At 73.5% G+C, this 23217-nt stretch carries 21 protein-coding genes and 1 pseudogene; 10 read left to right on the forward strand and 12 right to left on the reverse strand.

Annotation, left to right across the window (positions count from 1 at the left end):
* Positions 1-33: 33 nt before the first annotated feature.
* Together ACWCP2_RS33205 and ACWCP2_RS33210 are read left to right on the forward strand one after the other, a co-directional pair.
* Positions 34-681 carry a hypothetical protein gene (locus ACWCP2_RS33205; protein ID WP_450912275.1) on the forward strand — a complete coding sequence of 216 codons (648 nt, stop codon included), beginning with the start codon at positions 34-36 and terminating at the stop codon, positions 679-681.
* Positions 682-748: 67 nt separating this feature from the next.
* The gene (locus ACWCP2_RS33210; RefSeq protein ID WP_450912276.1) at positions 749-1114 is read left to right on the forward strand and encodes a cupin domain-containing protein; all 366 of its coding nucleotides are present in this window, start codon (positions 749-751) and stop codon (positions 1112-1114) included.
* A 1-nt stretch (position 1115) separates the two neighbouring features.
* Here ACWCP2_RS33210 and ACWCP2_RS33215 read toward each other — a convergent pair whose 3' ends face one another.
* From ACWCP2_RS33215 to ACWCP2_RS33230, 4 genes are all read right to left on the reverse strand, one after another.
* Positions 1116-3515: an ABC transporter gene (locus ACWCP2_RS33215; RefSeq protein WP_450912277.1), complete on the reverse strand. Its 2400-nt coding sequence runs from the start codon at positions 3513-3515 to the stop codon at positions 1116-1118.
* A gap of 5 nt (positions 3516-3520) precedes the next feature.
* The gene (locus ACWCP2_RS33220) at positions 3521-4531 is read right to left on the reverse strand and encodes an LLM class flavin-dependent oxidoreductase (protein WP_450912278.1); all 1011 of its coding nucleotides are present in this window, start codon (positions 4529-4531) and stop codon (positions 3521-3523) included.
* 88 nt (positions 4532-4619) lie between these two features.
* On the reverse strand, positions 4620-5666 hold the full coding sequence (locus ACWCP2_RS33225) for a S41 family peptidase (protein WP_450912302.1): 1047 nt from the start codon (positions 5664-5666) through the stop codon (positions 4620-4622).
* A 74-nt stretch (positions 5667-5740) separates the two neighbouring features.
* Entirely contained in the window at positions 5741-7270 is a 1530-nt protein-coding gene (locus tag ACWCP2_RS33230; RefSeq protein ID WP_450912279.1) for a hypothetical protein, read from the reverse strand.
* A gap of 86 nt (positions 7271-7356) precedes the next feature.
* Here ACWCP2_RS33230 and ACWCP2_RS33235 point away from each other — a divergent pair, with 86 nt between their 5' ends.
* On the forward strand, positions 7357-7851 hold the full coding sequence (locus tag ACWCP2_RS33235; RefSeq protein WP_450912280.1) for a phosphatase domain-containing protein: 495 nt from the start codon (positions 7357-7359) through the stop codon (positions 7849-7851).
* Between the two features lie 217 nt (positions 7852-8068).
* Here ACWCP2_RS33235 and ACWCP2_RS33240 read toward each other — a convergent pair whose 3' ends face one another.
* On the reverse strand, positions 8069-8290 hold the full coding sequence (locus ACWCP2_RS33240) for a dodecin (protein WP_450912281.1): 222 nt from the start codon (positions 8288-8290) through the stop codon (positions 8069-8071).
* A 168-nt stretch (positions 8291-8458) separates the two neighbouring features.
* On the opposite strand from ACWCP2_RS33240, the gene ACWCP2_RS33245 reads away from it, so the two are divergent.
* From ACWCP2_RS33245 to ACWCP2_RS33255, 3 genes and pseudogenes are all read left to right on the forward strand, one after another.
* On the forward strand, positions 8459-9718 hold the full coding sequence (locus ACWCP2_RS33245; protein ID WP_450912282.1) for an extracellular solute-binding protein: 1260 nt from the start codon (positions 8459-8461) through the stop codon (positions 9716-9718).
* A gap of 202 nt (positions 9719-9920) precedes the next feature.
* Entirely contained in the window at positions 9921-10760 is an 840-nt protein-coding gene (locus tag ACWCP2_RS33250; RefSeq protein WP_450912283.1) for a GNAT family N-acetyltransferase, read from the forward strand.
* Positions 10757-11290 (forward strand): annotated as a pseudogene (locus ACWCP2_RS33255) (lysophospholipid acyltransferase family protein); the annotation flags it as partial. The gene ACWCP2_RS33250 and the pseudogene ACWCP2_RS33255, both read left to right, overlap by 4 nt.
* A 233-nt stretch (positions 11291-11523) precedes the next feature.
* Here the strand turns inward: ACWCP2_RS33255 and egtD are convergent.
* The 4 genes from egtD to egtA are packed head-to-tail and all read right to left on the reverse strand — an operon-like array spanning position 11524 to position 16188.
* Positions 11524-12618, reverse strand: coding sequence for an L-histidine N(alpha)-methyltransferase (gene egtD / locus ACWCP2_RS33260; protein WP_450912284.1), 1095 nt, complete (start codon positions 12616-12618; stop codon positions 11524-11526).
* The gene (gene egtC, locus ACWCP2_RS33265) at positions 12615-13448 is read right to left on the reverse strand and encodes an ergothioneine biosynthesis protein EgtC (RefSeq protein WP_450912285.1); all 834 of its coding nucleotides are present in this window, start codon (positions 13446-13448) and stop codon (positions 12615-12617) included. The genes egtD and egtC overlap by 4 nt, the downstream gene beginning before the upstream one ends.
* Complete coding sequence (gene egtB, locus ACWCP2_RS33270) at positions 13448-14779, reverse strand: ergothioneine biosynthesis protein EgtB (protein ID WP_450912286.1); 1332 nt, start codon at positions 14777-14779, stop codon at positions 13448-13450. Before egtB ends, egtC begins: the two co-directional genes overlap by 1 nt.
* A complete protein-coding gene (egtA, locus tag ACWCP2_RS33275) occupies positions 14776-16188 on the reverse strand; it encodes an ergothioneine biosynthesis glutamate--cysteine ligase EgtA (RefSeq protein ID WP_450912287.1) in 1413 nt (470 codons plus the stop codon). Before egtA ends, egtB begins: the two co-directional genes overlap by 4 nt.
* 87 nt (positions 16189-16275) lie before the next feature.
* Between egtA and ACWCP2_RS33280 the strand changes: the two genes are divergently transcribed.
* Together ACWCP2_RS33280 and ACWCP2_RS33285 are read left to right on the forward strand one after the other, a co-directional pair.
* A complete protein-coding gene (locus tag ACWCP2_RS33280) occupies positions 16276-17112 on the forward strand; it encodes a TIGR02452 family protein (RefSeq protein WP_450912288.1) in 837 nt (278 codons plus the stop codon).
* 75 nt (positions 17113-17187) lie between these two features.
* Positions 17188-17688, forward strand: a complete 501-nt coding sequence (locus tag ACWCP2_RS33285) for a cupin domain-containing protein (protein WP_450912289.1) — start codon at positions 17188-17190, stop codon at positions 17686-17688.
* Between the two features lie 36 nt (positions 17689-17724).
* On the opposite strand, the gene ACWCP2_RS33290 is transcribed toward ACWCP2_RS33285, so the two are convergent.
* The 3 genes from ACWCP2_RS33290 to ACWCP2_RS33300 form a co-directional block, all read right to left on the reverse strand.
* Positions 17725-18186, reverse strand: coding sequence for a type II toxin-antitoxin system PemK/MazF family toxin (locus ACWCP2_RS33290; protein WP_450912290.1), 462 nt, complete (start codon positions 18184-18186; stop codon positions 17725-17727).
* 78 nt (positions 18187-18264) lie between these two features.
* Positions 18265-18960, reverse strand: coding sequence for an alpha/beta fold hydrolase (locus ACWCP2_RS33295; RefSeq protein WP_450912291.1), 696 nt, complete (start codon positions 18958-18960; stop codon positions 18265-18267).
* Positions 18961-19075: 115 nt separating this feature from the next.
* Positions 19076-20320, reverse strand: coding sequence for an MFS transporter (locus ACWCP2_RS33300; protein WP_450912292.1), 1245 nt, complete (start codon positions 20318-20320; stop codon positions 19076-19078).
* A gap of 304 nt (positions 20321-20624) precedes the next feature.
* Here ACWCP2_RS33300 and ACWCP2_RS33305 point away from each other — a divergent pair, with 304 nt between their 5' ends.
* Together ACWCP2_RS33305 and ACWCP2_RS33310 are read left to right on the forward strand one after the other, a co-directional pair.
* A complete protein-coding gene (locus ACWCP2_RS33305; RefSeq protein WP_450912293.1) occupies positions 20625-21653 on the forward strand; it encodes a LacI family DNA-binding transcriptional regulator in 1029 nt (342 codons plus the stop codon).
* Between the two features lie 239 nt (positions 21654-21892).
* Complete coding sequence (locus ACWCP2_RS33310; protein WP_450912294.1) at positions 21893-23092, forward strand: thiolase family protein; 1200 nt, start codon at positions 21893-21895, stop codon at positions 23090-23092.
* Positions 23093-23217: the final 125 nt, after the last annotated feature.

Consider the following 23217-nt stretch of genomic DNA (forward strand, 5'->3'; position numbering starts at 1 on the left):
GACGCCCCCGCGGGCATGGGTGACAGTGGGCGCATGCCTCACGCCACTGCCGGACCCGGGCCGCGCCGCCGTACCGTGCTGGCCGCCGCGCTCGCACCGCTGGCGGCGGCCGGCTGCGCCGGGGAGGGACGGGACCCCGCGCCGCGCCCCGGCCCCGAGGCCGCCAACGACGTACTGGTCATGATCATCCGGCATGCGGAGAAGCCGTACGCCGGAGACACCGGCGAGGACGACGACGGCAACGAGACCCCCGGTGCCCTCGCCGTCCGGGGCCTGCGCCGCGCCCAGGAGCTGCCCGCCCTCTTCCCGCCGGCCAAGGGCGCCGCCCTGCCCCGGCCGGGAGCCGTCTTCGCGGCCGGCGGCAAGGAAGGGGCGCCCGCCCGGTGCCGCCAGACCGTCGAGCCGCTCGCCACCGCGCTGGGTACGCCGGTCCGCGCGGAGTTCGCCCTCGGAGCCGAGGCCGCCCTGGCGAGGGCGGTCCTGGCGGCGCACCTGCCCGTCCTGGTCTGCTGGGAGCACCAGGGGATGCCGCGCCTGATCCGGGGCCTCGGAGCCCAGGACGTACTGGGGCTCCCGGCCGCCTGGCCCGACCGCTACGACCTGGTGTGGATGCTCAGCCGGAGACAGGGCCTCTGGAGCTTCCGCGAGCTTCCGCAGCACCTGCTCCACGGGGACGCGTAGCGGCCCCCGCAGGGGCGTACGCTGAGAAGTGGACTCGGGGCAGTCGTGCGCCGGAGGGTGGGCGATCATGTCAGGAATCGTGCGGCGGGCTTTCGATGCTGCCGATGAGACACGTCCGTTCGAGGACGGCATGGGCAGGCTCGACCTGCTGGAAACCGAGCAGGGACTCGTGGGGCGAGCCGTGTTCGAGCCCGGATGGCAGTGGTCGAAGCACGTCAAGCCCATCGCGGGAACCGACAGTTGCGAGGCGCCCCACGTGGGCTACGTCGTCAGCGGCCGGATGAACATCGTCATGGACGACGGAGAGGACACCGAGGTACAGGCAGGGGACTTCATCCAGATCGCCCCCGGCCACGACGCGTGGGTGCTCGGCGAGGAGCCGTGCGTGGTTCTCGACTGGCAGGGATACGGGGACTACGCCAAGCGCACCTGAACTACCGCTGCGCGTCGAGGGCCCGGGCGAGGTAGGCGGCCGTACGGCTGCCCGTGGCACGGGCCACCTCGGCGGGCGTGCCGGCGGCCACCACCCGGCCGCCGTCCGCACCACCGCCCGGGCCCAGGTCGATGACCCAGTCGGCGCCCGCCACCACCGCCATGTCGTGCTCCACGACCACCACCGAGTGCCCGGCGTCCACCAAGCCGTGCAACTGCCGGAGCAGCACCGCGACATCGGCCGGATGCAGACCGGTCGTCGGCTCGTCCAGCAGGTACAGGGTGTGGTCCCGGCGCACGCGCTGGAGTTCCGTCGCCAGCTTGATGCGCTGGGCCTCGCCGCCCGAGAGTTCCGTGGCGGGCTGCCCGAGCCGCAGGTACCCCAGGCCGATGTCCGACAGCGCGCCGAGGCTGCGGGCCGCCGCCGGGACCCCGGCGAAGAAGGAGACCGCCGATTCCACCGTCAGGGCGAGCACCTCGGCGATGTTCAGTCCGGAGTGACGCACCTCCAGGGTCTCGGAGTTGTACCGGGCGCCCCCGCACTCCGGGCACGGGGCGTACGTGCTCGGCAGGAACAGCAGCTCCACCGAGACGAAGCCCTCGCCCTGGCAGGACTCGCACCGTCCGCCCGGCACGTTGAAGGAGAAGCGGCCCGCCTTCCAGCCCCGCGCCTTCGACTCCGGCGCCGCCGTGAAGAGCCGCCGGACCACGTCGAACAGCCCCGTGTACGTCGCCAGGTTGGAGCGCGGGGTCCGGCCGATCGGCTTCTGGTCCACCTCCACCAGCCGGCGCACCGGGAACTCCGCTTCCGCCAGCCGCTCGTGGACCTCCTGGGCCAGCGCCTGGCCCACGAGCGTGGACTTCCCGGACCCCGACACCCCGGTCACCGCCGTGAACACCCCGAGCGGGAACTCCGCGGCCACGTCCCGCAGGTTGTGCCGGTCGACACCGCTCAGCCGGACCGATCCGGTCGCCTTCCGCGGGGTCCCCGAGCGCCACTCGTCCGGCCGGCGGCCCCCGAACAGGTAGGGGGCCGTGGCCGACTCCGCCACCGCGGCCAGAGCCTCCGGAGGGCCGCTGTGCAGCACCCGCCCGCCGTGCTCACCGGCCAGCGGGCCGACGTCCACCAGCCAGTCCGCGTGCCGCACGACCGCCAGATCGTGCTCCACCACGAACACGGTGTTCCCGGCCTCCTTGAGCCGGTCCAGGACGCCGAGCAGCGCCTCCGTGTCGGCGGGGTGCAGCCCCGCCGACGGCTCGTCCAGTACGTACACCACCCCGAACAGCCCCGAGCGCAACTGCGTCGCCAGCCGCAGCCGTTGCAGCTCTCCCGCCGACAGGGTCGGGGCGCCGCGGTCCAGGCTCAGGTAGCCCAGTCCCAGCTCGGTGACCGGGCCGATCCGGGAGCGGAGGTCCTCCGTGAGCACCCGCGAGGCCTCGCCGCCGCCACTCGCGGCGGCCAGTACGCCGTCCAGCTCCGTCAGTGCCAGGGCCGCCAGCTCAGCGATGGTCCGGCCCGCGAAGGTCACGGCCAGGGCCTCCGGACGCAGCCGCCTGCCCTCGCACACCGGGCACGGCGCATGGCTGAGGAAGCTCTCGGCGCGGGCCCGCAGGGTGGGGCTCTTGCTGTCGGAGAAGGTCCGCATCACGTACCGGTGGGCGCTCATGTACGTGCCCTGGTAGGGCCGTTGGATCCGGTCGGCCTCCCGCACCGGGTGCACGGTCACCACCGGCTGCTCCTCGGTGAACAGGATCCACTCGCGGTCCGCCGCCGGGAGCTCCCGCCAGGGCGCGTCCACGTCGTGGCCGAGGGCCTCCAGGATGTCGCGCAGGTTCTTGCCCTGCCAGGCTCTCGGCCAGGCGGCGATGGCACCCTGACGGATCGACAGGCCGGGCTCGGGCACCAGCAGTTCCTCGCTGGTGGCGTGCACACGGCCCAGGCCGTGACAGGAAGGGCAGGCCCCCGCCGCGGTGTTGGGGGAGAAGGCGTCGGAGTCCAGGCGCTCGGCGCCCGCCGGGTAGGAGCCCGCCCGCGAGTACAGCATCCGCAGCGAGTTGGACAGCATGGTCACCGTCCCGACCGAGGACCGGGAGCCGGGGGAGGAGCGCCGCTGCTCCAGCGAGACGGCCGGCGGCAGTCCGGTGATCGAGTCGACCTTCGGCGCGCCGATCTGGTGGATCAGCCGGCGGGCGTACGGTGCCACGGACTCGAAGTACCGTCGCTGGGCCTCGGCGAAGAGGGTGCCGAAGGCCAGCGAGCTCTTCCCGGAGCCGGAGACCCCGGTGAACACCGTCAGCGCGTCGCGCGGAACGTCCACGTCGACCCCGCGCAGATTGTGCTCCCGGGCTCCGCGGACGCGGACGTAGGGATCATGGGCGTGCGGGGTGGCGGACTGGTGCATTCGCCCTAGTTTAGTGTCCCGGTCTCCGGGAGGCCCGCGAGCTCGGCGAGCCGCTCGAAGGAGTCCAGCAGCGCCGTCCGGTCGTACGTGGACGTGGTGACCAGGAGTTCGTCGGCCCCGGTCAGCTCCGCGACCTCGGACAGCTCCGCCGCGACCTGCTCCTGCGTGCCGTGGATGTGGCCGGCCAGGGCGCCCTCGTACAGCTCCCGCTCCTTGTCGCTCATGGGCAGGGCCTCGATCTCCTCGGCCGGGCGCAGGGCCGGGAAGCTGCCCCGGGTGCGGGAGTACGCGAGCGCCCAGGCCTCGGGCACCAGGATCCGCCGGGCGGCCTCGGCGGTCGCGGCCACCGCGACCGTGCCGGAGGCCACGACGTAGGGCCGCGCGCCCCAGGGCGACGGCCGGAACTCCTCGCGGTACGCCGAGATGATCTCCGCGACCCGGGCCCGGCTCCGCAGGTCCCCGACGACCAGCGGCAGTCCGGCGCGGGCCGCGATCCCCGCCCCCTCGCCGGTGGCCAGTACGTACGCCGGGATCCGCGTCCCCTCCGCGGGGAGCGCGTGCACCTCGGGGTGCGCCCGCTGCGAGCCGTCGAACCAGCCCAGCAGCTCCGCGAGCTGCTCCTCGAACCGGTCGGCGTCGGCGGTGTCCCGCCCGAGCGCGCGGCGGATCCCGCCGGTGAAGCCGACCGAGCGGCCGAGCCCCATGTCGATCCGGCCGGGGAACAGCGACTCCAGGACCCCGAACTGCTCCGCGACGATCAGTGGCTGGTGGTTGGGCAGCATCACGCCCCCGGTACCGACCCGGATCCGGGACGTCGCCCCGGCCACGGCCGCGGCGAGCACCGTGGGCGCGGATCCGGCGACCCCGGGCACGCTGTGGTGCTCGGAGACCCAGAACCTGCGGTATCCGAGCCGCTCGGCGGTGCGCGCGAGCTCCACGGTGTCGCGCAGGGCCTGCGCCGCGGGGTGCCCCGCGCGGGTGCGGGACCGGTCGAGTATCGAGAGGGAGCGGATCACACAGGGATCAACGCACGGAGGGCGTCAGGATTCCCCGGGCGCCGGGAATTCCGGGCGCCAGGGTTCCCGGCGCCCGGATTCCCTCGCCTCAGCGTTCCCCGGGCGCCGGGCCGGCGGCGGTCCGGCCGCGCAGCCAGCGGGCCGCGGCTTCGAGCGTCCGGTCCTGGCCGCTGCCGAGGTCGCGGGAGTCGTCCGGGACCTCCTCGTCGGGCGGGAGGGGGCCGTTGTGGATCCGGCCCGTGCGATCCGCCTCCCGGGCCTGGGTGAGCAGGATGAGCGCGCCGTCGGGGAGGGCGTGGGAGTCGTTGCCCGTGGGGACGCCTCGGGTGGCCTGTCCGAAGCTGCGGGTACCGGGGCGGCCGCGGAAGGCGATGGTCACGGCCTCGGCCGCGCTCGCGGTCCGGCTGCTGGTGAGCACCGCCACGGGAGGCGCCGCATGTGCCAGCGGCTCGGCGGGGCCCCAGGTGGCGAGGTACTGGCGCGGCGTACCGTTCTCGATCGTCCACGGAGTCCGCTTTCCGTCGGCCTCCACGAACGCCCCGACGACCCCGTCGCCCAGGACGGACCCCGCCGCGGCCAGCGGCCCCCACATGTCCCCGCCCGGGTTGCCGCGCAGGTCCACGATCCACCCCAGGGCCCCCTGTCCGTCGGCCTGCGCGACGGCCTTGCGGCCCTGGCGCACGTAGGCCGCCGCCGCCCGGTCGGAGGACACCGCCGGCAGGGACAGGTATCCGAGGGAACCGGCGAGCACCTTCGCCATGGGCACCTCGGTGCTACCGGGTGCCGGGCTCAGCGCCCGCTCGGCCTCCTGCGGGGTCATGAACTGGCTGTGCCGGTCGCCCAGGGCCCGCAAGGCCTCCTTGACGGCCCCGTACGTGTCGGCGGGGACCTGCGCGCTTCCCGCGCGGGCGAAGGCCTCGCGGCGTACGGCCGTCCAGTCGATGTCCGCCGCGAAGAGCGAGTTGCCCTCCATGACGTCCAGCGCGCCGGTGAGGTATCCGCGCGCTTGCGACGACATGGCCGTTCCCTCCGCCCCGTCCCGGCCGGCGCAGCCCGTCGTGGCGAGGAGGACCGCCGCTGCCGCGCCGATCAGCCGGCGGCGGGCCAGTGGCTCCGTGGTACGTGTCATGCGGATCAGCCGTCCTCCCGCCGTGCGGGCCGGCGAGGTGTGCCCAGGTCAGGCCAAAGATACCGAAGGGTCCGACGCGCTCACCGGCCCGTCCCGGCTTCGCGGTCGACCGACGGCGCCAACGTGGCCACGAGCCGCTCGATCACCTCGGGATCCAGAGCGGGATTGGCCGCGGCCGCGTGGGCCAGTTCCTCGTCGTCGAGGAGTTCCGCCAGCCGGGCTCGCGGAAGGTTCGGGTGGCGTGCCAGCGCGCCGCGCACGGCGGGGTCCGGGTCCCGGGTGAGGCGCTCCACGGTCGCCGGCGCGGTGTCGGGGTCGCGGGCGGCCAGGGCGCGGACCTCGGGGTCCGCGTGGTCGGCGAAGGCCGCCAGGCCGGCCGTGGGGAAGTTGGGCCGGGTGGTGAGGTGTGCGCGCTGGTGGCCGGTGTACTCGAGGAAGCTGCGCAGCAGGAGCGGGGCCGGGGCGTCCGGATGGTACTGGGCCAGCAGGACGCGTACGCCGAGATCCTCGTCGGTGCCCAGGCGTTCCAGCAGGTCGGGCGGCAGAGCGCGGTCCTCGGCCGCTCTCCGGCGCATCAGCGGGTGCCCGGAGTTCGCGTCGCGGCGCACGTCCCGCGGGTCCCGGGGCTCCAGGGGCCCGGGCCAGGCTTGGAAGGGGCCGTCCACGGGGACCTCGTAGTCGATCGCGGCCCGTTCGCGCTCGCTCAACTCGGGGTGCACGGACAGGGCGAGGCGCACCTCCGGAGCGGGGTCCACGGCGAGCGCGCGGCGTTCGGCGGGGCCGAGGTCCGCGCGGTACGCGATCCGCTCGCGCACGGCGGGGGCCGGATCGCCTGCCAGGAGGACCACCACGTCGGCGGGCAGGCTGGGGTTGCCGGCGATGGCCTCCCGTTCCTCCCCGGCGTCCGGGTTGGTCAGGATGGTGTCGACGACGGTCCTGCTCAGGGCCTGGTACATCAGCATGTTCCAGCGTGCGTGGCACGGATGGCCGGGCAGTTCGCGCTCCACCCACGCCGGATCCCGGGATTGCGCGGAGAGCTCTGCGCTGTCCCGCGCGCTCTGCCGGACCTCCTTGTCGGGATCCGCCAGCAGCGCGGCCTGGATCTCGCCGGGCAGCGCGTCCCACCGGCCGATCCCCCAGCGGCGGACCTTCGCGACCGGGTGGGTGGGCATGGACCGCTGCAGCGCGGTGGAGATCTGGCGATAGAGGGTGCCGTGCAGGCTGTCGTCGTCATAGGTGTCGATCATGCGGACCACGGTCTCGTCGGGCAGCGGCCTGCACGTACTACCGAAAGGCAGCTCGGGACCATTGGCGAGGTGGGCGCGGACGAACCACTCCGGATCGTCGACCAGTCGTGCCCGTTGGGCCGGATCGGCGTGGGGGTTGCGGGCGAAGAAGCTACGGGTACGGGTGTCGGGGTGCCGGAGCACGGCCTCGACGACGGCGTCCGGCAGGATCCGGTCCCGGCACAGCACCATCCGTACGGCCGGCGGACCGTCGGCGAGCAGGCGCAGCAGCACGTCCTGCGGAGAGGACGGATTGAGGGCCACCCCGGCGAGCCGGCGCGCGGGCAGGTCGGCTGCCTCCCAGATGTCCTGCGGCGTGGGCATGTGCCGTGACCCCCGTGTGTCGGGCCCTCCCCCGGGACCACCAGGTCAGGACCCTACCGGCCGTCCCGGCTGCTTAGGCTGGCGGAGTGACCGAGACTCAGAACCGAAGGCCCCTGGCCGTCTTCGACATCGACAACACCCTGGCCGACACCGCCCACCGCCAGCACTTCCTGGAGCGCCGGCCGCGCGACTGGAGCGGCTTCTTCGGGGCGGCCCCGGCCGATCCGCCCCTCGCCCGCGGGATCGCGCTCGCGGTGGAGAGCGCGGCCGACTGCGAGGTCACGTACCTCACCGGCCGCCCGGAGCGGTGCCGCGCGGACACGGAGGACTGGCTCGTCCGGAACGGGCTGCCCGAGGGGCGGGTGTGGATGCGCGGGAACCAGGACCGGCGGCCCGCCCGGACGACCAAGCTGGAGGTCCTGCGGCGGATCTCGCGGGGCCGCGAGGTGCGGATGCTGGTGGACGACGACGAGCTGGTGTGCCAGGCCGCGCGAGCGGCGGGCTTCCGGGTGGTCCTGGCGAACTGGGCGGCGGACGCGCCGGAACTCAAGGACGCGCAGGAGGGCGAGGGGCGCACCTGACGGGCCACCCGGGCGCCCGGGTGGCCCGGCGCGCCCCGGGTGACTCCGGGCGTCCGCGGTGACTCTGGGCGTCCGCGGTGGCTCCGGGCATCCGCGGTGCTCCGGGCGTCCGTGGTGGCTCCGGGCGTTGCGGCGAGCCCGGGCCCGCGGCGACCCCGGCGGGCACCGCGGGTGCCCCGGGGAGCCCGCGGGCCCGTACCGCCCCGGGGATCGGCTCTCAGGCCTCGTCGGCGCCGTCGAGACGGAAGCCGACCTTGATCCCCACTTGGTAGTGCGCGATCTCGCCGTTCTCGATGTGCCCCCTGATCTGAACGACTTCCAGCCAGTCGAGATGGTGGAGGGTCTCGCCCGCGCGCGCGATGCCGTTGCGGATGGCCTGATCGATGCCCTCGTGGGACGTGCCCACGATCTCGGTCACCCGGTACGTGTGATTGGACATGGGGGTCTCCCGACACTGGGGTGGCTGTTGCCTTGTTCTACGGTGCCCCAGTAAGTCCGGGTCCGCGAACTATGCGTGAACAATCCATAGCGATACCCCCTTGACCCACCCATTGGTCTATGCCAATTTCAAGCCATCTGAGATCAATCCCCCAGAAGGTGACCCCTCGTGAAGATGCGCTTCCTCGCCGTGTCCACCGCTCTCGCGGCCGCGACCGCCCTCACCGGCTGCAGTTTCACGGGGTCGGGCGGGGGTGCGCAGAAGGTGACGCTCTGGCTGATGAAGGGCAGTGCCTCCGAGGAGTTCATAGGCAAGTTCACCGCCGCCTTCGAGAAGGAACACCCGGGTGTGGACCTCGACGTGAAGATCCAGGAGTGGAAGGGCATCGGCGACAAGGTCAACGCCGTCCTGTCCGGCACGGGCGAGGAGAGCGCGGACGTCATCGAGGTCGGCAACACCCAGGTCGCGCAGTACGTGGAGGGCGGCGGAGTCTCCGAACTCACCCTGGAGGCCCTGCGCGAGTGGGACGGCAAGGACTGGCTGAAGGGCCTCTCCGAGCCCGGCAAGGTCAACGGGGCCCAGTTCGGGGTCCCTTGGTACGCCGCCAACCGCGTGGTGATCTACAACAAGGACCTCTTCGCGAGTGCCGGGGTCAAGGCGCCGATCAAGACCCGCCAGGAATGGATCCAGGCCACGCAGAAGCTCGACAAGGGCAGCCAGCAGGGCATCTACCTCGCCGGGCAGAACTGGTACGTCCTCGCCGGGTTCATCTGGGACGAGGGCGGCGACCTCGCCGTCGAGAGCGGCGGCCGCTGGATCGGCACCCTCGACGAGGAGAAGGCCCTGGCGGGCATGGAGTTCTACAAGCAGCTCCAGGCCCTCGGTGACGGCCCCAAGGACGCCGACGAGGAGACGCCCCCGCAGTCCGACGTCTTCGCCCGCGGCGGGATCGCCCAGATCATCGCCCCGCCCGGCCAGGCCGCCGCCATCGAGGCCGCGAACCCGGACCTCAAGGGCAAGCTCGGCTTCTTCCCGATCCCCGGGAAGACCGCCGACAAGGTCGGCTCCGTCTTCACCGGCGGCTCGGACCTGATCATCCCCGCGAAGACGAAGCAGCGTAAGCACGCCGTCGACGTGATCACGGCCCTGGTCAGCGAGACGTGGCAGACCGAGCTGGCCGCCACCATGAGTTACGTCCCCAACAAGAGCACCCTCGCGCACGTGGTCGCGGGCAACGAAGGTGCCACGGCGATGGCCCCCGGCGCCGCGCAGGGCCGCGCCACCCCGCAGTCCCCCTTCTGGGCCGAGGTCGAGGCCAAGAACCCGATCAAGCCGTTCATGACGGCCGTCCTCACCGGCGGGGATCCCGAGAGAGCGGCGAAGGCGGCCTCCGACACCATCAGCAAGGTCCTCAGCTCCGACCGCTGATCCCGGGGCACCGGTGGGCGGGCGGGCCCCGCGGGGAGACGGCCCCGGAGAGGGCCCCGGAGGGGTCCGCCCGCCAAGTTCAGCGTCCGCACATCCGAGGGCCGCGAAGCGGCCATGTCGAATCCAGCCGGTCACGGAAGAAGTAAAGAAGCCAGGCCACACACCTGCCGGCCTGGCTTCCCGTGCCGGACCAGGAGCCGTCATGACCATCGCCCCGCTGTCCCCGTCGGTCGTCGCCCCCACCTCCACCGTGCCCCCCGCCTCGGTCTTCACCCCTGCCCAGGCGCCCGCCCCGCAGGCGGCGGAGACTCCCGCACCGCGCTACGCCGTCCGTCTCGCCCGCGACGAGAACGAGGTGCGCGCCGCCCAGCGGCTGCGCCACCAGGTCTTCGCCGGAGAGCTCGGCGCCCGGCTCGACGGCCCCGAGCCGGGCCTGGACTCCGACGCCTTCGACGCCTACTGCGACCACCTCCTCGTCGTGGAGGAGGAGACCGAGCAGGTCGTCGGCACCTACCGGCTGCTGCCCCCGGAACGCGCCGCCATCGCCGGACGCCTCTACTCCGAGGGCGAGTTCGACCTCTCCGCCCTCGCTCCGATCCGCCCCGACCTCGTCGAGGTGGGCCGCTCCTGCGTCCACCCCGACCACCGCAACGGCGCCGTCATCGCCCTCATCTGGGCCGGCCTCGCCCGGTACATGGACCGCTCCGGGCACAACTGGCTCGCCGGCTGCTGCTCCGTACCGCTCTCCGACGGCGGGGTGCTGGCCGCCGCCACCCGGGAGAACGTCCTCACCCGCAGCCTCGCGCCCGTCGAGTACCGGGTCACCCCGCACCTCCCGTGGAACCCCGAGGGCATCACCTTCCCCTGCCGGATGGAACTGCCCCCGCTGCTGCGCGGATACCTGCGCCTGGGCGCCTGGGTCTGCGGCGAGCCCGCCCTGGACGCGGAGTTCGGCTGCGCCGATCTGTACGTCCTGCTCTCGCTGCGGCGCACCAACCCCCGCTACCTCAAGCACTTCCTCGCGCTCGCCCCGGCCGCATGAGCGCCTGGCTCCCGACCTCGCCCTGCACCCCCGAGGACTGCGCCGGCCACGAGGGACGCACGGCGAGCGTGCCGCGCGCGGTACTGCGGCTCGCCGGCGCCATCGCCCTGGTCCTGCTCGGGATCCTGGGCGCCCCGCCGCTGCGGCTGCTTCCGGAGCGCCCCCGGCACGTCCTCGTACGGTCCTGGGCCGCCGCCCTGCTGGGTTCCCTCGGCCTGCGGATCACCGTGCACGGGACACCCGGCCCCGGCGGTGGCCGGCTGATCGTCGCCAACCACATCTCCTGGCTGGACATCCCGCTCGTGGCCGCCGTCCTGCCGTCCCGGATGCTGGCCAAGAGCGACATCCGCGGCTGGCCGGTCCTCGGACCGCTCTCCCGGCAGGCCGGCACCCTCTACATCGAACGCGACCGGCTCCGGAGCCTGCCGGCCACCGTCGGCCTCCTCGCCCGGGCCCTGGCCGACGGCGACCGCGTCACCGTCTACCCCGAGGGCTCCACCTGGTGCGGACGCGCCCAAGGGCCCTTCCGCCGCGCCGCGTTCCAGGCCGCGCTGGACGCGCGGGTGCCCGTACAGCCCGTACGGATCAGCTACCTGCTCGATGACGGGGGGCCCGCCGGGGCGCCCGCCTTCGTCGGGGACGATCCGCTGACCGCCTCCTTGTGGCGGATCGCGCGGGCCCGCGGGGTGCGGGCCGAGGTCCGGCTGCTGCCGCGGATCCCGCCGGGCCGGTACGCGCACCGGCGGGACCTCGCGGCGGCGGCTCAGACGGCCGTGCTCGCCGAACCGGTGCCCGCGTCACCCGCGTCACCGACGGCATCCGCGTCACCGACGGCACCCGCGTCACGGCCGGCGCGGCTGCTGCCCGGCGTGCCCTCCCAGCCGTCGGTTCCGATACCGTCCGCCACCGACAGCGACAGGGCGAAACGGCCCCCCGCATCCGTCCACCAGTGGGTCAACTCCAGTCCAGCGGAAGCGAGTTCCCTACGGACGCCCTCCTGACGGAACTTCGCCGAGATCTCCGTCAGGATCTCCTCGCCCGCCTCGAAGGGCACCTCCAGATCCAGTGCCCGGACCTTCACCACCGACTGCCTCCGCGCCCGCAGCCGCATCTCGATCCACTCGTGCTCCTGATTCCACACCGCCACGTGGTCGAAGTCGGCGGTGTGGAAGTCCGCGCCCAACTCCCTGTTGACCACGGTCAGTACGTTCCTGTTGAACTCGGCCGTCACTCCCTGGGCGTCGTCGTACGCCGAGACCAGGACGGCCGGGTCCTTCACCAGGTCCGTGCCCATCAGCAGCGCGTCCCCGGGCGACAGCATCGCCCGTACGTCCGCCAGGAACACCGCCCGCTCCGCAGGCAGCAGGTTCCCGATCGTGCCGCCCAGGAACACCACCAGCCGGGGCCCGGGGGAGTCCGGCAGCCGCAGGGCGCGGGTGAAGTCGGCCAGCAGCGCGTGGACGCGCAGCCCCGGATGCTCCTCCAGCAGGATCTTCGCCGCCCCGGCCAGCGCGCTCTCGCTCACGTCCACCGGTACGTACGTGTCCAGCGCGGGCAGCGCCTCGATCAGGTGCCGGGTCTTCTCCGAGGAGCCGGAGCCCAGCTCCACCAAGGTGCGGGCTCCGCTCACCGAGGCGATCTCCCGGGCGCGTTCGAGCAGGATCTCCCGCTCGGCGCGCGTCGGGTAGTACTCGGGCAACCGGGTGATCTCCTCGAAGAGTTCACTGCCCCGGGCGTCGTAGAACCACTTGGGCGGAAGCGACTTGGGGGACCGGGTCAGGCCGTCGTGCACATCCGCGCGCAGCGCCGTCTCGGCGGCGTGCTCGTCGAGGGTGCGGGTCAGCTGGAAGTCGTTCACTGGCCGTCGTCTCCTTGGTGCGGTGCGTGCGGTGCGTGCGGTGCGTGCGGTGCGTGCGATCCGTGCGGTGCGTCGGCGGGGGTCTCCTTCAGCGGGACGAGGTCCACCCGGGTGCGCGTGGCGGTCAGCAGGGTCCGGTCCGGCACCTCGCACCAGCGCGGGTCCTCGTCGTAGGGCTCCGAGGCCACCACCGTCCGCTGCGCCGCGGTGTCGGCCAGGTACCACAGGGAATCCCCCCAGGCGGTCGCCGCGACGGCCCGGCCGTCGGTCAGCAGCAGGTTCAGCCGCGATCCGGGCGCGGCCCCGGCCAGCTCCCCTACCGTCCCGGCCAGCGCCGCGCCGAGGTCCGGGTCCTTCCGCAGCCGGTGCAGGACCAGCGCCCAGATCAGCGCCGAGTCCGTCCGGGCGGCCAGCGACAGCAGCTCCTGGGGAGGCAGCCCGGCCGCGACCGGGGCCACGGCGTCCGGCCAGTCCCGCAGCGAGCCGTTGTGGCTGAACAGCCAGTGCCCCTCCGCGAAGGGGGCGGCCGCCGCCTCCCCGTCGGCGCCGGGCCGCGTGGCGTCCCGTACGGCGGCCAGTACGGCCCCGCTGCGGATCACCCGGGCGAGGTCGCCGAAGGTGAGGTCGCCCCAGATCGGCCCGGCCCGGCGGTAGCGGGCGGGCACCGGGTCCCCCTCCGCGTACCAGCCGACGCCGAAGCCGTCGGCGTTGACCGTGCCCGAACGCTGGCGGCGCGGCTCCCAGGACTGCCGCACCAGCGAGTGCTCGGGCTCGCTCAGCACCCGGCCGAGGCTCACGGGCGCCCCGAGATAAGCGAGGTGACGGCACATCAGGCCTGCCCGGCGGAGCCTGCGGGGACGGCGCCGCGCGCGGTCCGGAACCCGGAGAAGATCTGCCGTCGCACCGGCAGGTCCCAGTTGCGGAAGGTGCCCCGGCAGGCCACGGCGTCCACGGCGAAGGAACCTCCGCGCAGCACCTTGTGCTCCGGGCCGAAGAACACCTCCGAGTACTCGCGGTACGGGAACGCCCGGAAGCCGGGGTAGGGAAGGAAGTCCGAAGCCGTCCACTCCCACACGTCGCCGATGAGCTGGCGCACTCCGAGCGGGGACGCCCCCGCCGGATAGGCGCCCGCCGGGGCCGGCCGCAGGTGGCGCTGGCCGAGGTTGGCATGCGCGGGCGTGGGGTCCGCGTCGCCCCACGGGTAGCGGGTGGAGCGCCCGGCCCGCGGATCGTGGCGGGCGGCCTTCTCCCACTCCGCCTCGGTGGGCAGCCGCCGCCCCGCCCAGCGGGCGTACGCGTCGGCCTCGTACCAGCTCACGTGCAGCACCGGCTCGTCCCCGGGCACCGGCTCGGTGACCCCGAACCGGCGGCGCAGCCAGGTGTCGCCCTCGCGGTGCCAGAACAGCGGCGCCTCGATCCCGTGCCGCCGGATCTCCGCCCAGCCGGCCGGCTCCCACCACCGCTCCTCGCGGTAGCCGCCGTCCGCCATGAACTCCTGGTACGCGGCATTGGTCACCGGAACGGTGTCGATCCAGAACGCCTCGACCTCGCGCTGGTGCGCGGGCCGCTCGTTGTCCAGCGACCAGGGCTCCGCGGAGGTGCCCATCGTGAACGGGCCCGCGGGTACCAGCACTTCGGCGGCGGCAGGCGGCGGGCCCTGCGGGGGCCGGGGGTCGGGCGCCGTCAGCACCGGTGCGCCCTGCCTCAGCTGATGGGTGATCAGCATCGTTTCGTCGTGCTGCTGTTCGTGCTGGGCGATCATCCCGAAGACGTAACCGCCGTCCAGCAGTGCCGTGCCCTCCAGGGGGGTGCGCTCCAGCAGGTCGAAGACCCGGCCGCGCACCTCGGCGGCGTACGTGCGGGCCTCGCCGGGGCTCAGCAGCGGCAGCTTCGGGCGCTCCGCGCGGGGATGCTCGAACGCGTCGTAGAGCGGGTCTATCTCGGGGTGCATGGACTCGCGGCCCGCCACGTTGCGCAGCAGCCAGAGTTCCTCCATGTTCCCGATGTGCGCGAGGTCCCAGACCAGCGGGGACATCAAGGGGGAGTGCTGGGCGGTCAGGTCCGCTTCGTCGACGGGATCGGTGAGCCCGGCCGTGCGGACGCGCGCCGCGGTGAGGGCGGCGGCGGCCCGCTCGCGCAGGAGCTCCGGGTCGGCGGTCATGAGCGTGCCTCCTCGCCCGTCGGCTGCGGTCGCGTTCGCGGGTGCGGGCGCGCGGGCTGCTGCGCCTGCTGCGGATGGGGATGCGGGCCGGCCTGCGCGTGCTGCGGTTCGGCCCGGTCGTCTGCTCGGTCGTCTGCGCGGTCGTCCGCCGGGCAGCGGCCGCGGGACACGTAGCGCTCGGTGAACTCGCCGACGGTGTCGAGGACGTGGCCACTGGCTCCCAGCCGGGGCAGCGCCGAGACCGCGGCCCGGAAGCAGGTGCGGGCCGCGGACCGCAGTTCCGGATCGGACAGCGCGTCACGGGCGGCGGAGCGCCACAGCGGATTGCGCGGCGCGGGCCCGGCGCCGTAGGAGTCGGCCAGCCCCTTCGCCACCCGGTACGCGGTCTCCGCGGCCTCCGGGTCGTCGAACAGCGCGTGCACCACCGCCACCGGGACCAGCCAGCCGTCCTCGCCGGGCTGCGCGTCGATCATCCGCAGCTCCAGATGGCCCCGGGGCCGTACCGGCGGGAAGAGGGTGGTCAGGTGGTACTCCAGATCGGCGGCGGTCGGCGGCCGGTGGCCCCCGTCGGAGCGCAGCCAGTCGCGGAAGGTCAGCCCGCGCGGTACCGCCCAGGGCGCGCCCTCCTCGAGCGTCCGCACGCACATCACCTCGGTGTCCAGCGCCTGCCGCGTCCACGCACCGCGCGGCTCCGCCTCCAGTGGCGGGGCGAGGGAGCGCCGGGTGTCGATGTCGCTCCAGATCCCCTGGCGGGAGCACCGCCAGCCGGCGTACGGACCTTCGTGCGCGGGGGAGTTGGCGAAGGAGGCGACCAGTACCGCACCGAGGAGGTGGGCCAGGCGCCAGCGCCTGCCGTGGCCCAGCGGGCCGGGCTCCTCGTGACCGGCGTCCACATTGACCTGGACGGACGCCGAGGCGCGCATCATGGCGCGCCCGGCCGGGCCGGTGCGGTCGAAGTAGGTCTCCATCGCCTCGTACCGCGGGCTGGCCAGCATCCGCCGCAGGGGGCGGCGCGGATCGTGGCCGAGTCCGCGCAGGACCAGCCCCTGCTCGCGCAGGGCGCCCCGGACAGCGGTCAGATCGGCCTGGAGGTCGTCGACGCAGCCGGTCAGGGAGCCGGCGGGGGCCGAGCTGAGTTCCAGCTGGCCGCCGGGCTCCACGGTGACGCCGGAACCGAGCGGGAGGGCCCGGGCCGCATCGTGCGCGGCGGCGAGGCGGTCGTGGGAAACGGGCCGGCCCGGTTCCTCGGCGTCGAACACCAGCCATTCGAGCTCCGCGCCCAGCAAGCGGGGCGGGCCGGTCTTGAAACAGATGCCGTGGATCAGCTCCTCGGCGGAGGTTTCGGTCAGTCGGGTGAGTGAGTCCTGGGGCATGACGGGGCCCTCGTCTCCTGTCGTCGGTTCTGACATCACCCGTGCCTACCCGTCCTTTGGGGCACAAACCGCTGGGGCACAAATCCATTGCGAGCGCCCTGCCGAAGCGCCGAGGATCACCACATGAGCGGCAGATTGCGCGAGATCGCGCGGGAAAATGCGGAGATCGTGGCGGCCGGTGGGTACCGGACGCGGTCGGGACGGCAGGTGTCGATCGCCGCCGCCGTGGCGGAGGCCAAGGCAGGAACCAGAATATATGGCCCAAACCGTGTCATTCCAGGCGAGCCGGACGTGCGGGGGCCCCACCGGACCGTCGTCGAGGTCACCGGCGAGAGCAGCACGGCCGCCGCCCGCAGGCTCGCCGGGGACCACCCCGGAACCGTTTCGGTGGCCGTCCTGAACTTCGCTTCGGCCCGGAATCCCGGGGGCGGCTACGTCCGCGGGGCCAAAGCCCAGGAGGAGGCCCTGTGCCGCGCCTCGGCGCTGTACGAGACCCTCCTGGAGGCCCCGGAGTACTACGCGATCCACCGCGCGGAGGTCAGCACCTTCTACACCGACCGGGTGATTCACTCACCCGGGGTCCCCGTCTTCCGCGACGACCGGGGCACCCTGCTGGACACCCCCTTCCGGGCCGGGTTCCTCACCTCGCCGGCTCCGAACGCGGGCACCATCCGCCGCCAGGAACCGGACCGCGAGCCCGAGATCCCCGCCGCCCTGGCCCGCCGCGCGCAGCTGGTGCTGGAGGTGGCCGCGCTGCACGGGTACCGGGGGCTGGTCCTGGGTGCCTGGGGGTGCGGGGTCTTCCGGAACGACCCCGCGCAGGTGGCGGAGGCCTTCCGCGGCCTGCTGGCCGGCCGGTTCGCGGGAGTCTTCGAACGGGTGGTGTTCGGCGTCCTCGACCGCGATCCGAAGCCCCGGGCCACGTTCGAGCGGGTCCTGGCGGGACCGTGGTCTCCCTGATGGTTCCGATCCTGAGGAAGATCCGCGACGCCGGCCAATGACGGGCGCGCACAAACACAGAACAGGTGATCGAGGATGTCCTTCTTCATTCCCGACTTCGACGACTCCGTCGTCGTACGGGCAGCCGACGCCGAGCTCATCGGAGACGGCGCCCCGGTCCAGAACCACCTGCTCGTGGACAGCGCCCAGGTGGGCGGCGCGCTCTCCACGATGCGGGTGACCCTGGCCAAGGGCGCGAACGGGGCCCGTCCCCACCATCACGGCAAGTCCGCGGAGATGTTCTACGTCCTCGACGGGACCGCGCAGCTGCTCGCCGGCGACCAGGTCGTGACGGCCGAGCGCGGCGACGTCGTCGTGGTACCGCCAGGCATGCAGCACGCCTTCGCCGCCGCCCCGGGCGAGATCGCCGAGATGCTCGTCATCATCACGCCGGGCGTCGAGCGCTTCGAGTACTTCCGGCACCTGGAGCGGATCCGGTACGGGAAGGTCCCGCCCGAGAGCCTCCTGGAGGTGCAGGAGCTGTACGACTCCTACTTCGGCACCAGTGCGCTCTGGGAGGCCACGCGCAACGGCTGACGGAGCCGGGGCCCGGGCCCCGGCTCCGTCCGACGGCTACCGCCAGCCGTACCGCTCGCGCAGCCGGTCCACGACGAGCTGGAACCGGCCCCGGTCCAGCGCGCACGCTTCGCGCCGCATGCCGTCCTCGTGGACGCGCAGCACCCGGTCCACGTCCACCCAGGACTCCCGTCCCGCGCCGTCCCAGGGTCCGGTCCCGATGGGGACCCACTCCCGGTCGTGGTCGTGCCGCTTGCTGGACAACTGCACGGCCAGGAGCGTGCCGCCCTCCTCCCGCGCCACGACCAGGACGGGCCGGTCCTTGCCCCGCCCGTCGTTCTCCTCGAAGGGAACCCAGGTCCAGACGATCTCGCCGGGATCGGGATCCCCGTCGCGATCGGGGGCGTACGAGGTCTGCACCGGCCCGATGGCGTTCGGATCGGCCTCGGCGGTCGCGGTGACCCCGTCCCGCCCGGGCTGCTCGACGTGACCGTTGCCGTGATGCGAAAGTGCCGTCATTCGGGCGAGGTTACCGGGTGCCGGGGTGCACGTGGGAGCGTGTGCCGGCGGGTCGGGGGGCGGGTGGCGGTCCCCCCTTCAGATCCACCCCTCCAGCGACGCCATGAAGCCGTCGAAGTCGTCCCGGTGGATGGTGTGGCCGGCGCCCGGAACCGAGCGGACCTCGAAGCCCCGCTCCTTGAGGAGCGTCGCCCGCTCCGGCGTGATCAGGAAGCTCGGGTCCGCCAGTTGCACGAGCGAGGGGACCACCGGTGCGGCCGGCAGCAGGTCCGTGCCCGTCAGCGGAAGCAGGCCCAGGGCGGTCGCCTCGTCCCAGAGGGCCAGGGTGGCCAGTTCGACGTCCACGTCGGCCTCCTCCCAGCGCGGGTTCATCGCCTGGATCTGCTCCTTGGGGGCCGACTTGAACCGGGCGAACATCTCGGGGCCGAAGCCCTCGGGAAGCTCCGCCAGGTGCCAGGCCGGGTCGGAGAACACGGCGCGCTTCGGCTTCAGCCGGTCCACGGCCTTCGAGAGGGTCAGGCCGCCCAGGGAGTGGCCGATGGCGAGTTCGGCGCCGGCCGGGAGGGTTTCGGCCACGTCGTCGGCGAAGGCCTCCGGGCTGTACTCGCCCCGGCCGCTCGCGCCGTGGCCGCGCAGGTCCACCGCGATGACGCGGTAGCCGCGCTCGGCGAGGGCGGGGCCGACCCGGCGCCAGGTGCGGTGGTCGGCCATGATCCCGTGGATCAGGAGGGCGATGCGGTCGCCCTCGCCCCAGGTGTGGGTGTGGAGCTGCACGGTGGTGCCTTTCGTTTTCGTTTCTGTCTTCGTCTTCAGGGGTGACGCAGTCTTCAGGGGTGACGCACGAGGCGTCGGTCAAGGGGAACGGGGTGGCGGGCAGGGCTCGCCCGCCTCAGCGGACGCCGCGGATCGGCTTGACCGCCAGGGCGCCCGCCACGGCGAGGGCCGCGGCCGCGATGAACAGGGCCGTGTAGCCGCCGCTCACGGAGACGATCACCGAGGCGATGAAGGGGGCGACGATCTGCGGGCCCGCGTTGGCGATGTTGAGCACGCCCATGTCGCGGGCCGCGTCCTCGGCCTTGGGGAGCACCATCGTCACCAGTGCGGTGTCCACCGCCATGTAGCAGCCGAACGCGAGGCCGTTGATCACGGCGAAGGCCAGCATGGCCGTCCAGCTGGTCGACAGGGCCGGGATCACCAGGGCGATGGCGGACAGCAGGGCGGAGGCGCCGACGAAGAGCTTGCGGCGGTCGTACTTGTCCGAGAGCCAGCCGCCGAGGACGGTGGAGACGACCATCGCCACGCTCGTCAGCGGCATCAGGACGGCGACGGCCGCCTCCGGCTTCATGCCCTCGGGCAGCACGGTGTGGTCCTGGAGGATGTACAGCTGGTAGCCGCTCACCGCGAAGTAGCCGAGCACCAGCAGCGCCCGCCCGATGAACGCCCAGCGGAAGTCGTGGTCCTTGAGGGCGCTCGCGAAGGCGGCGAGCTGCTCCTTGACCGGCATGGAGGGCTTGGCCGGGCGCCGTTCCTCGCGGGTGCAGACGGTGAACAGGACGGCGGCGCCGGCGACGAGCGCGCCGAAGACCAGGTACCCGGTGCGGTAGTCGTCCGAGAACGCCGCGCCGATCAGGGCGCCGACGGTCGAGCCCAGCGGCAGGCCGAGGCCGACGGCGGCGGAGGCCTTGCCGCGGGCGCTCATGGGCACCCGGTCGGGGACCACGGAGGTGATGGCGGCCTGGTAGATGTTCATCACGGCCTGGCCGAGGCACCAGGCGATGGTGATGAGCAGGATCGTGTCCGCGACGCCGAGCAGGAACATCGCCGGTATCGCGGCGAGCCCACCGCCCAGGATCCAGGGGTTGCGCCGTCCGCTGCGGTCGGACAGGGCGCCCGCGACCGGGTTGAAGACCGTCGCGAAGATCGCCGAGACCCCCGCGATCAGGCCGAAGTTGGAGACCTTGTTCGCCGCGTCGATGTCTTCGACCTGGAGGGCGAGGAGTACGCCGGCGACGCCGATGTACAGGGCGTACATGGCGCCGTTGCCGACGAGCAGCAAGGGCAGCAGACCGCGCCGGGAGGCGGGCGCGTCGGTGGTGGCGGCGGCGGTGCCGGTGCCGGGGGAGGAAAGGGCCACGGTGCCCTCCTGGGCAATTGGGAAGGGGCGAGGGGTGGGAGGTGCGCTGAGGGGTGTGGGGAGGAGCGGGGGGACGCGTGGGGAGGAGTGCGCGCCGCCCTGTCGCGACGGCGGGGGTGCGACGGAACGCGGCAGGGCGGCGGCACGGCTGGGCACGCCACGGACACGTGGGGAAACACCTGTGATGACGCCGGGATGACGCCCTGGTTACACGTGTCAGTGATTCGTGTAACCACTGTGTAGCATTGGTTTCCGGCCATCCGCTAGCCCCCGGGCACAAACGGTCTGGAAAGATGCCACGGCAATGTCTCAGTCATCGAAGCCCCCCACACCGCCGTCGCAGTCCCAGCCGCCCGTGCCGACCAGCGCCGACGTCGCCCGGCTCGCCGGCGTGTCGCGCGCGACGGTCTCGTACGTCCTGAACAACGCGGAGGCCGTACGCATCAGCGAGCCGACCCGCCGCAAGGTGCGCGAGGCCGCCGAAGAGCTCGGCTACGTACCCCACGCGGCCGCCCGCAGCCTGCGTGCCGGGCACACCCGCATCGTGCTGCTGCCCACCTCGCACGTCCCGATCGGCCCGCTCTACAGCACCTTCCTCAACGAGTTGCAGTGGGCGCTGCGCGCCCTGGACTACACGGTGGTCCAGTACGGCAGCCTCGGCCTCACCGGGGACGAGGCCGCACGGGCCTGGGCCGAACTCCGGCCGGTCGCGGTGCTCTCCCTCGGCGAGATCACCCTGTCCGCGCACAACGTGGCCACGCTCAAGCGGGCCGGGGCGCGCGCGGTGCTGACGATGGGGCCGGAAGCCGTCTCCGGGGCGCACGCGCTGGTCATGGACCAGGCGGAGGTCGGCGCCCGGGCGGCGGAGCACCTGGTGGAGCGGGGCCGGCGGCGGATCGGCGTGGTCGTTCCGGAGGAGGAAGGGCTCGGGCTGTTCTCCACGCCCCGGCTGGAGGGCGCGCGGTCCGTGGCGGGGGCGGAGATCACCGCCCTGTGGATGGCCTACTCGGAGGAGTCGGCCGCCGAGCTGGCGCAGCGGTGGGAATCGCTCGGTCTGCAGGCCGCGTTCGCGTACAACGACGAGTACGCGATGCTGCTGATGCGGGCGTTCCAGGACGTGGGTCTGCGGGTGCCGCAGGACGTGGCCGTCATGGGCGCCGATGACCTGCTGATCGGCCGGCTGCTGCGGCCGAGGCTCAGCACGGTGCAGATCGAGATGCCGACCGGGGAGCGGCTGGCGGCGCTGGTGGACCAGGCGGTACGGGAGCCCGCGGCGGCCGTGCGCAGGCACGAGCTGATGGCGGCCGTGGCGGTCCCGCGGGACTCGACGTGAGCCCGTCGCTCCGCTCGCGCCGGCGGGGCTGAAAAACGCCCTGCGGGGCATCCGGCCGAGCGGCGCCGGCGTGCGGCAGGCGCAGGTCGGGGCCCCGGCGGGGCCTGGTGACCGTTGACAGGGGGGCCGGGGGGACGGAGACTTCGGGCGCGCCCCACCGGGCGCGGGCGGAGCGTGCGCCGGGCCGGACAGTGGCGTCGGTGTGCCGCGCCGCCTCCCGCTCGCTCCGGAGGGACTCCATGAGCATCCGTACCGTCCGCGACGTCTACGTCGTCGACGCCGTCCGCACCCCGATCGGGAAGTTCGGCGGCGCCCTCGCCGGGATCCGCCCCGACGACCTGGCCGCCCACGTGGTGCGCGCGCTCGTGGACCGTACGCCCCAGCTGGACCCGGCCCGCATCGACGACGTCGTCTTCGGCGACGCCAACGGCGCGGGCGAGGACAACCGCGACGTGGCCCGGATGGCGGTGCTGCTCGCAGGACTCCCCGTGACCGTGCCCGGGGTCACCGTCAACCGGCTCTGCGGCTCCGGGCTCGAAGCCGTCGTCCAGGCGGCCCGCGCCATCGCGCTCGGTGACGCCTCCGTGGCCATCGCCGGAGGCGTCGAGTCCATGAGCCGGGCCCCCTGGGTGGTGCAGAAGCCGGAGCGCGCCTTCCCCGCGGGGCACCAGCAGATGTGGTCCACCACGCTCGGCTGGCGGATGACCAACCCCCGGATGCCCGCGGAGTGGACCGGCTCCCTCGGCGAGGGGGCCGAGCTCGTCGCCGACAAGCACGGCATCACCCGCGAGGCGCAGGACGCCTTCGCGCTGGAGAGCCACCGCAAGGCGGCCGCGGCCTGGGCGGCGGGGCAGTACGACGCGGAGGTGGTTCCGTACGCGGCCGTGGACCTGCTGCGCGACGAGTGCATCCGCGAGGGTTCCGGCCCGGAGGCGCTCGCCCGTCTGAAGCCCGCCTTCCGCACCGACGGCACCGGCACGGTCACGGCGGGCAACGCCTCGCCGCTCAACGACGGAGCCGCCGCGCTCCTGTTGACGGACGAGGAGGGCCTCGCCGCCACCGGGCGGGAGCCCCTGGCCCGGATCAGTGCGTCGGCCGTCACCGGGATCGAGCCCCAGCTCTTCGGTCTGGGTCCGGTGGAGGCCGTCGAGCGCGCGCTCGCCAAGGCGGGCCGCGGTTTTGCGGATCTGACCTCCTTCGAACTCAACGAGGCCTTCGCCGCGCAGGCGTTGGGATGCCTGGCCGCCTGGCCCGAGCTGGATCCGGCCGTGGTCAACCCGCGCGGCGGGGCCATCGCGATCGGGCACCCGCTCGGGGCTTCGGGCGCCCGGCTGGCCGGTTCGGTGGCGCACCAGCTGGCGGCGGCCGGATCCGGTACCGGGATCGCGGCCCTGTGCATCGGCGTGGGGCAGGGCATCGCCCTCGTGCTGGAGCGCTGACCTGACCCGGCTCCGGGCGGTCGATCGTTTCCGGTCATAGTCGGGCGTCAACTGCTCTGCAACTGAAGAGAATTGGTGCCTCCGGGGCGGTGGTGGTGGCACGATGGCGCGTGCTGCCGCCCCCC

Source organism: Streptomyces sp. NPDC002104, from assembly GCF_053593795.1.

Coding starts and splice junctions, on each gene's coding strand:
- egtB (WP_450912286.1), bottom strand. CDS start 14,779: ATGACCGCCGACCCGGAGCTCCTGCGCGAGCGGGCCGCCGCCGCCCTC.
- ACWCP2_RS33285 (WP_450912289.1), top strand. CDS start 17,188: ATGTCCTTCTTCATTCCCGACTTCGACGACTCCGTCGTCGTACGGGCA.
- ACWCP2_RS33205 (WP_450912275.1), top strand. CDS start 34: ATGCCTCACGCCACTGCCGGACCCGGGCCGCGCCGCCGTACCGTGCTG.
- ACWCP2_RS33310 (WP_450912294.1), top strand. CDS start 21,893: ATGAGCATCCGTACCGTCCGCGACGTCTACGTCGTCGACGCCGTCCGC.
- ACWCP2_RS33230 (WP_450912279.1), bottom strand. CDS start 7,270: ATGCCCACGCCGCAGGACATCTGGGAGGCAGCCGACCTGCCCGCGCGC.
- ACWCP2_RS33215 (WP_450912277.1), bottom strand. CDS start 3,515: ATGCACCAGTCCGCCACCCCGCACGCCCATGATCCCTACGTCCGCGTC.
- ACWCP2_RS33280 (WP_450912288.1), top strand. CDS start 16,276: ATGAGCGGCAGATTGCGCGAGATCGCGCGGGAAAATGCGGAGATCGTG.
- ACWCP2_RS33305 (WP_450912293.1), top strand. CDS start 20,625: ATGTCTCAGTCATCGAAGCCCCCCACACCGCCGTCGCAGTCCCAGCCG.
- egtC (WP_450912285.1), bottom strand. CDS start 13,448: ATGTGCCGTCACCTCGCTTATCTCGGGGCGCCCGTGAGCCTCGGCCGG.
- ACWCP2_RS33210 (WP_450912276.1), top strand. CDS start 749: ATGTCAGGAATCGTGCGGCGGGCTTTCGATGCTGCCGATGAGACACGT.
- ACWCP2_RS33250 (WP_450912283.1), top strand. CDS start 9,921: ATGACCATCGCCCCGCTGTCCCCGTCGGTCGTCGCCCCCACCTCCACC.
- ACWCP2_RS33290 (WP_450912290.1), bottom strand. CDS start 18,186: ATGACGGCACTTTCGCATCACGGCAACGGTCACGTCGAGCAGCCCGGG.
- egtA (WP_450912287.1), bottom strand. CDS start 16,188: ATGTCAGAACCGACGACAGGAGACGAGGGCCCCGTCATGCCCCAGGAC.
- ACWCP2_RS33240 (WP_450912281.1), bottom strand. CDS start 8,290: ATGTCCAATCACACGTACCGGGTGACCGAGATCGTGGGCACGTCCCAC.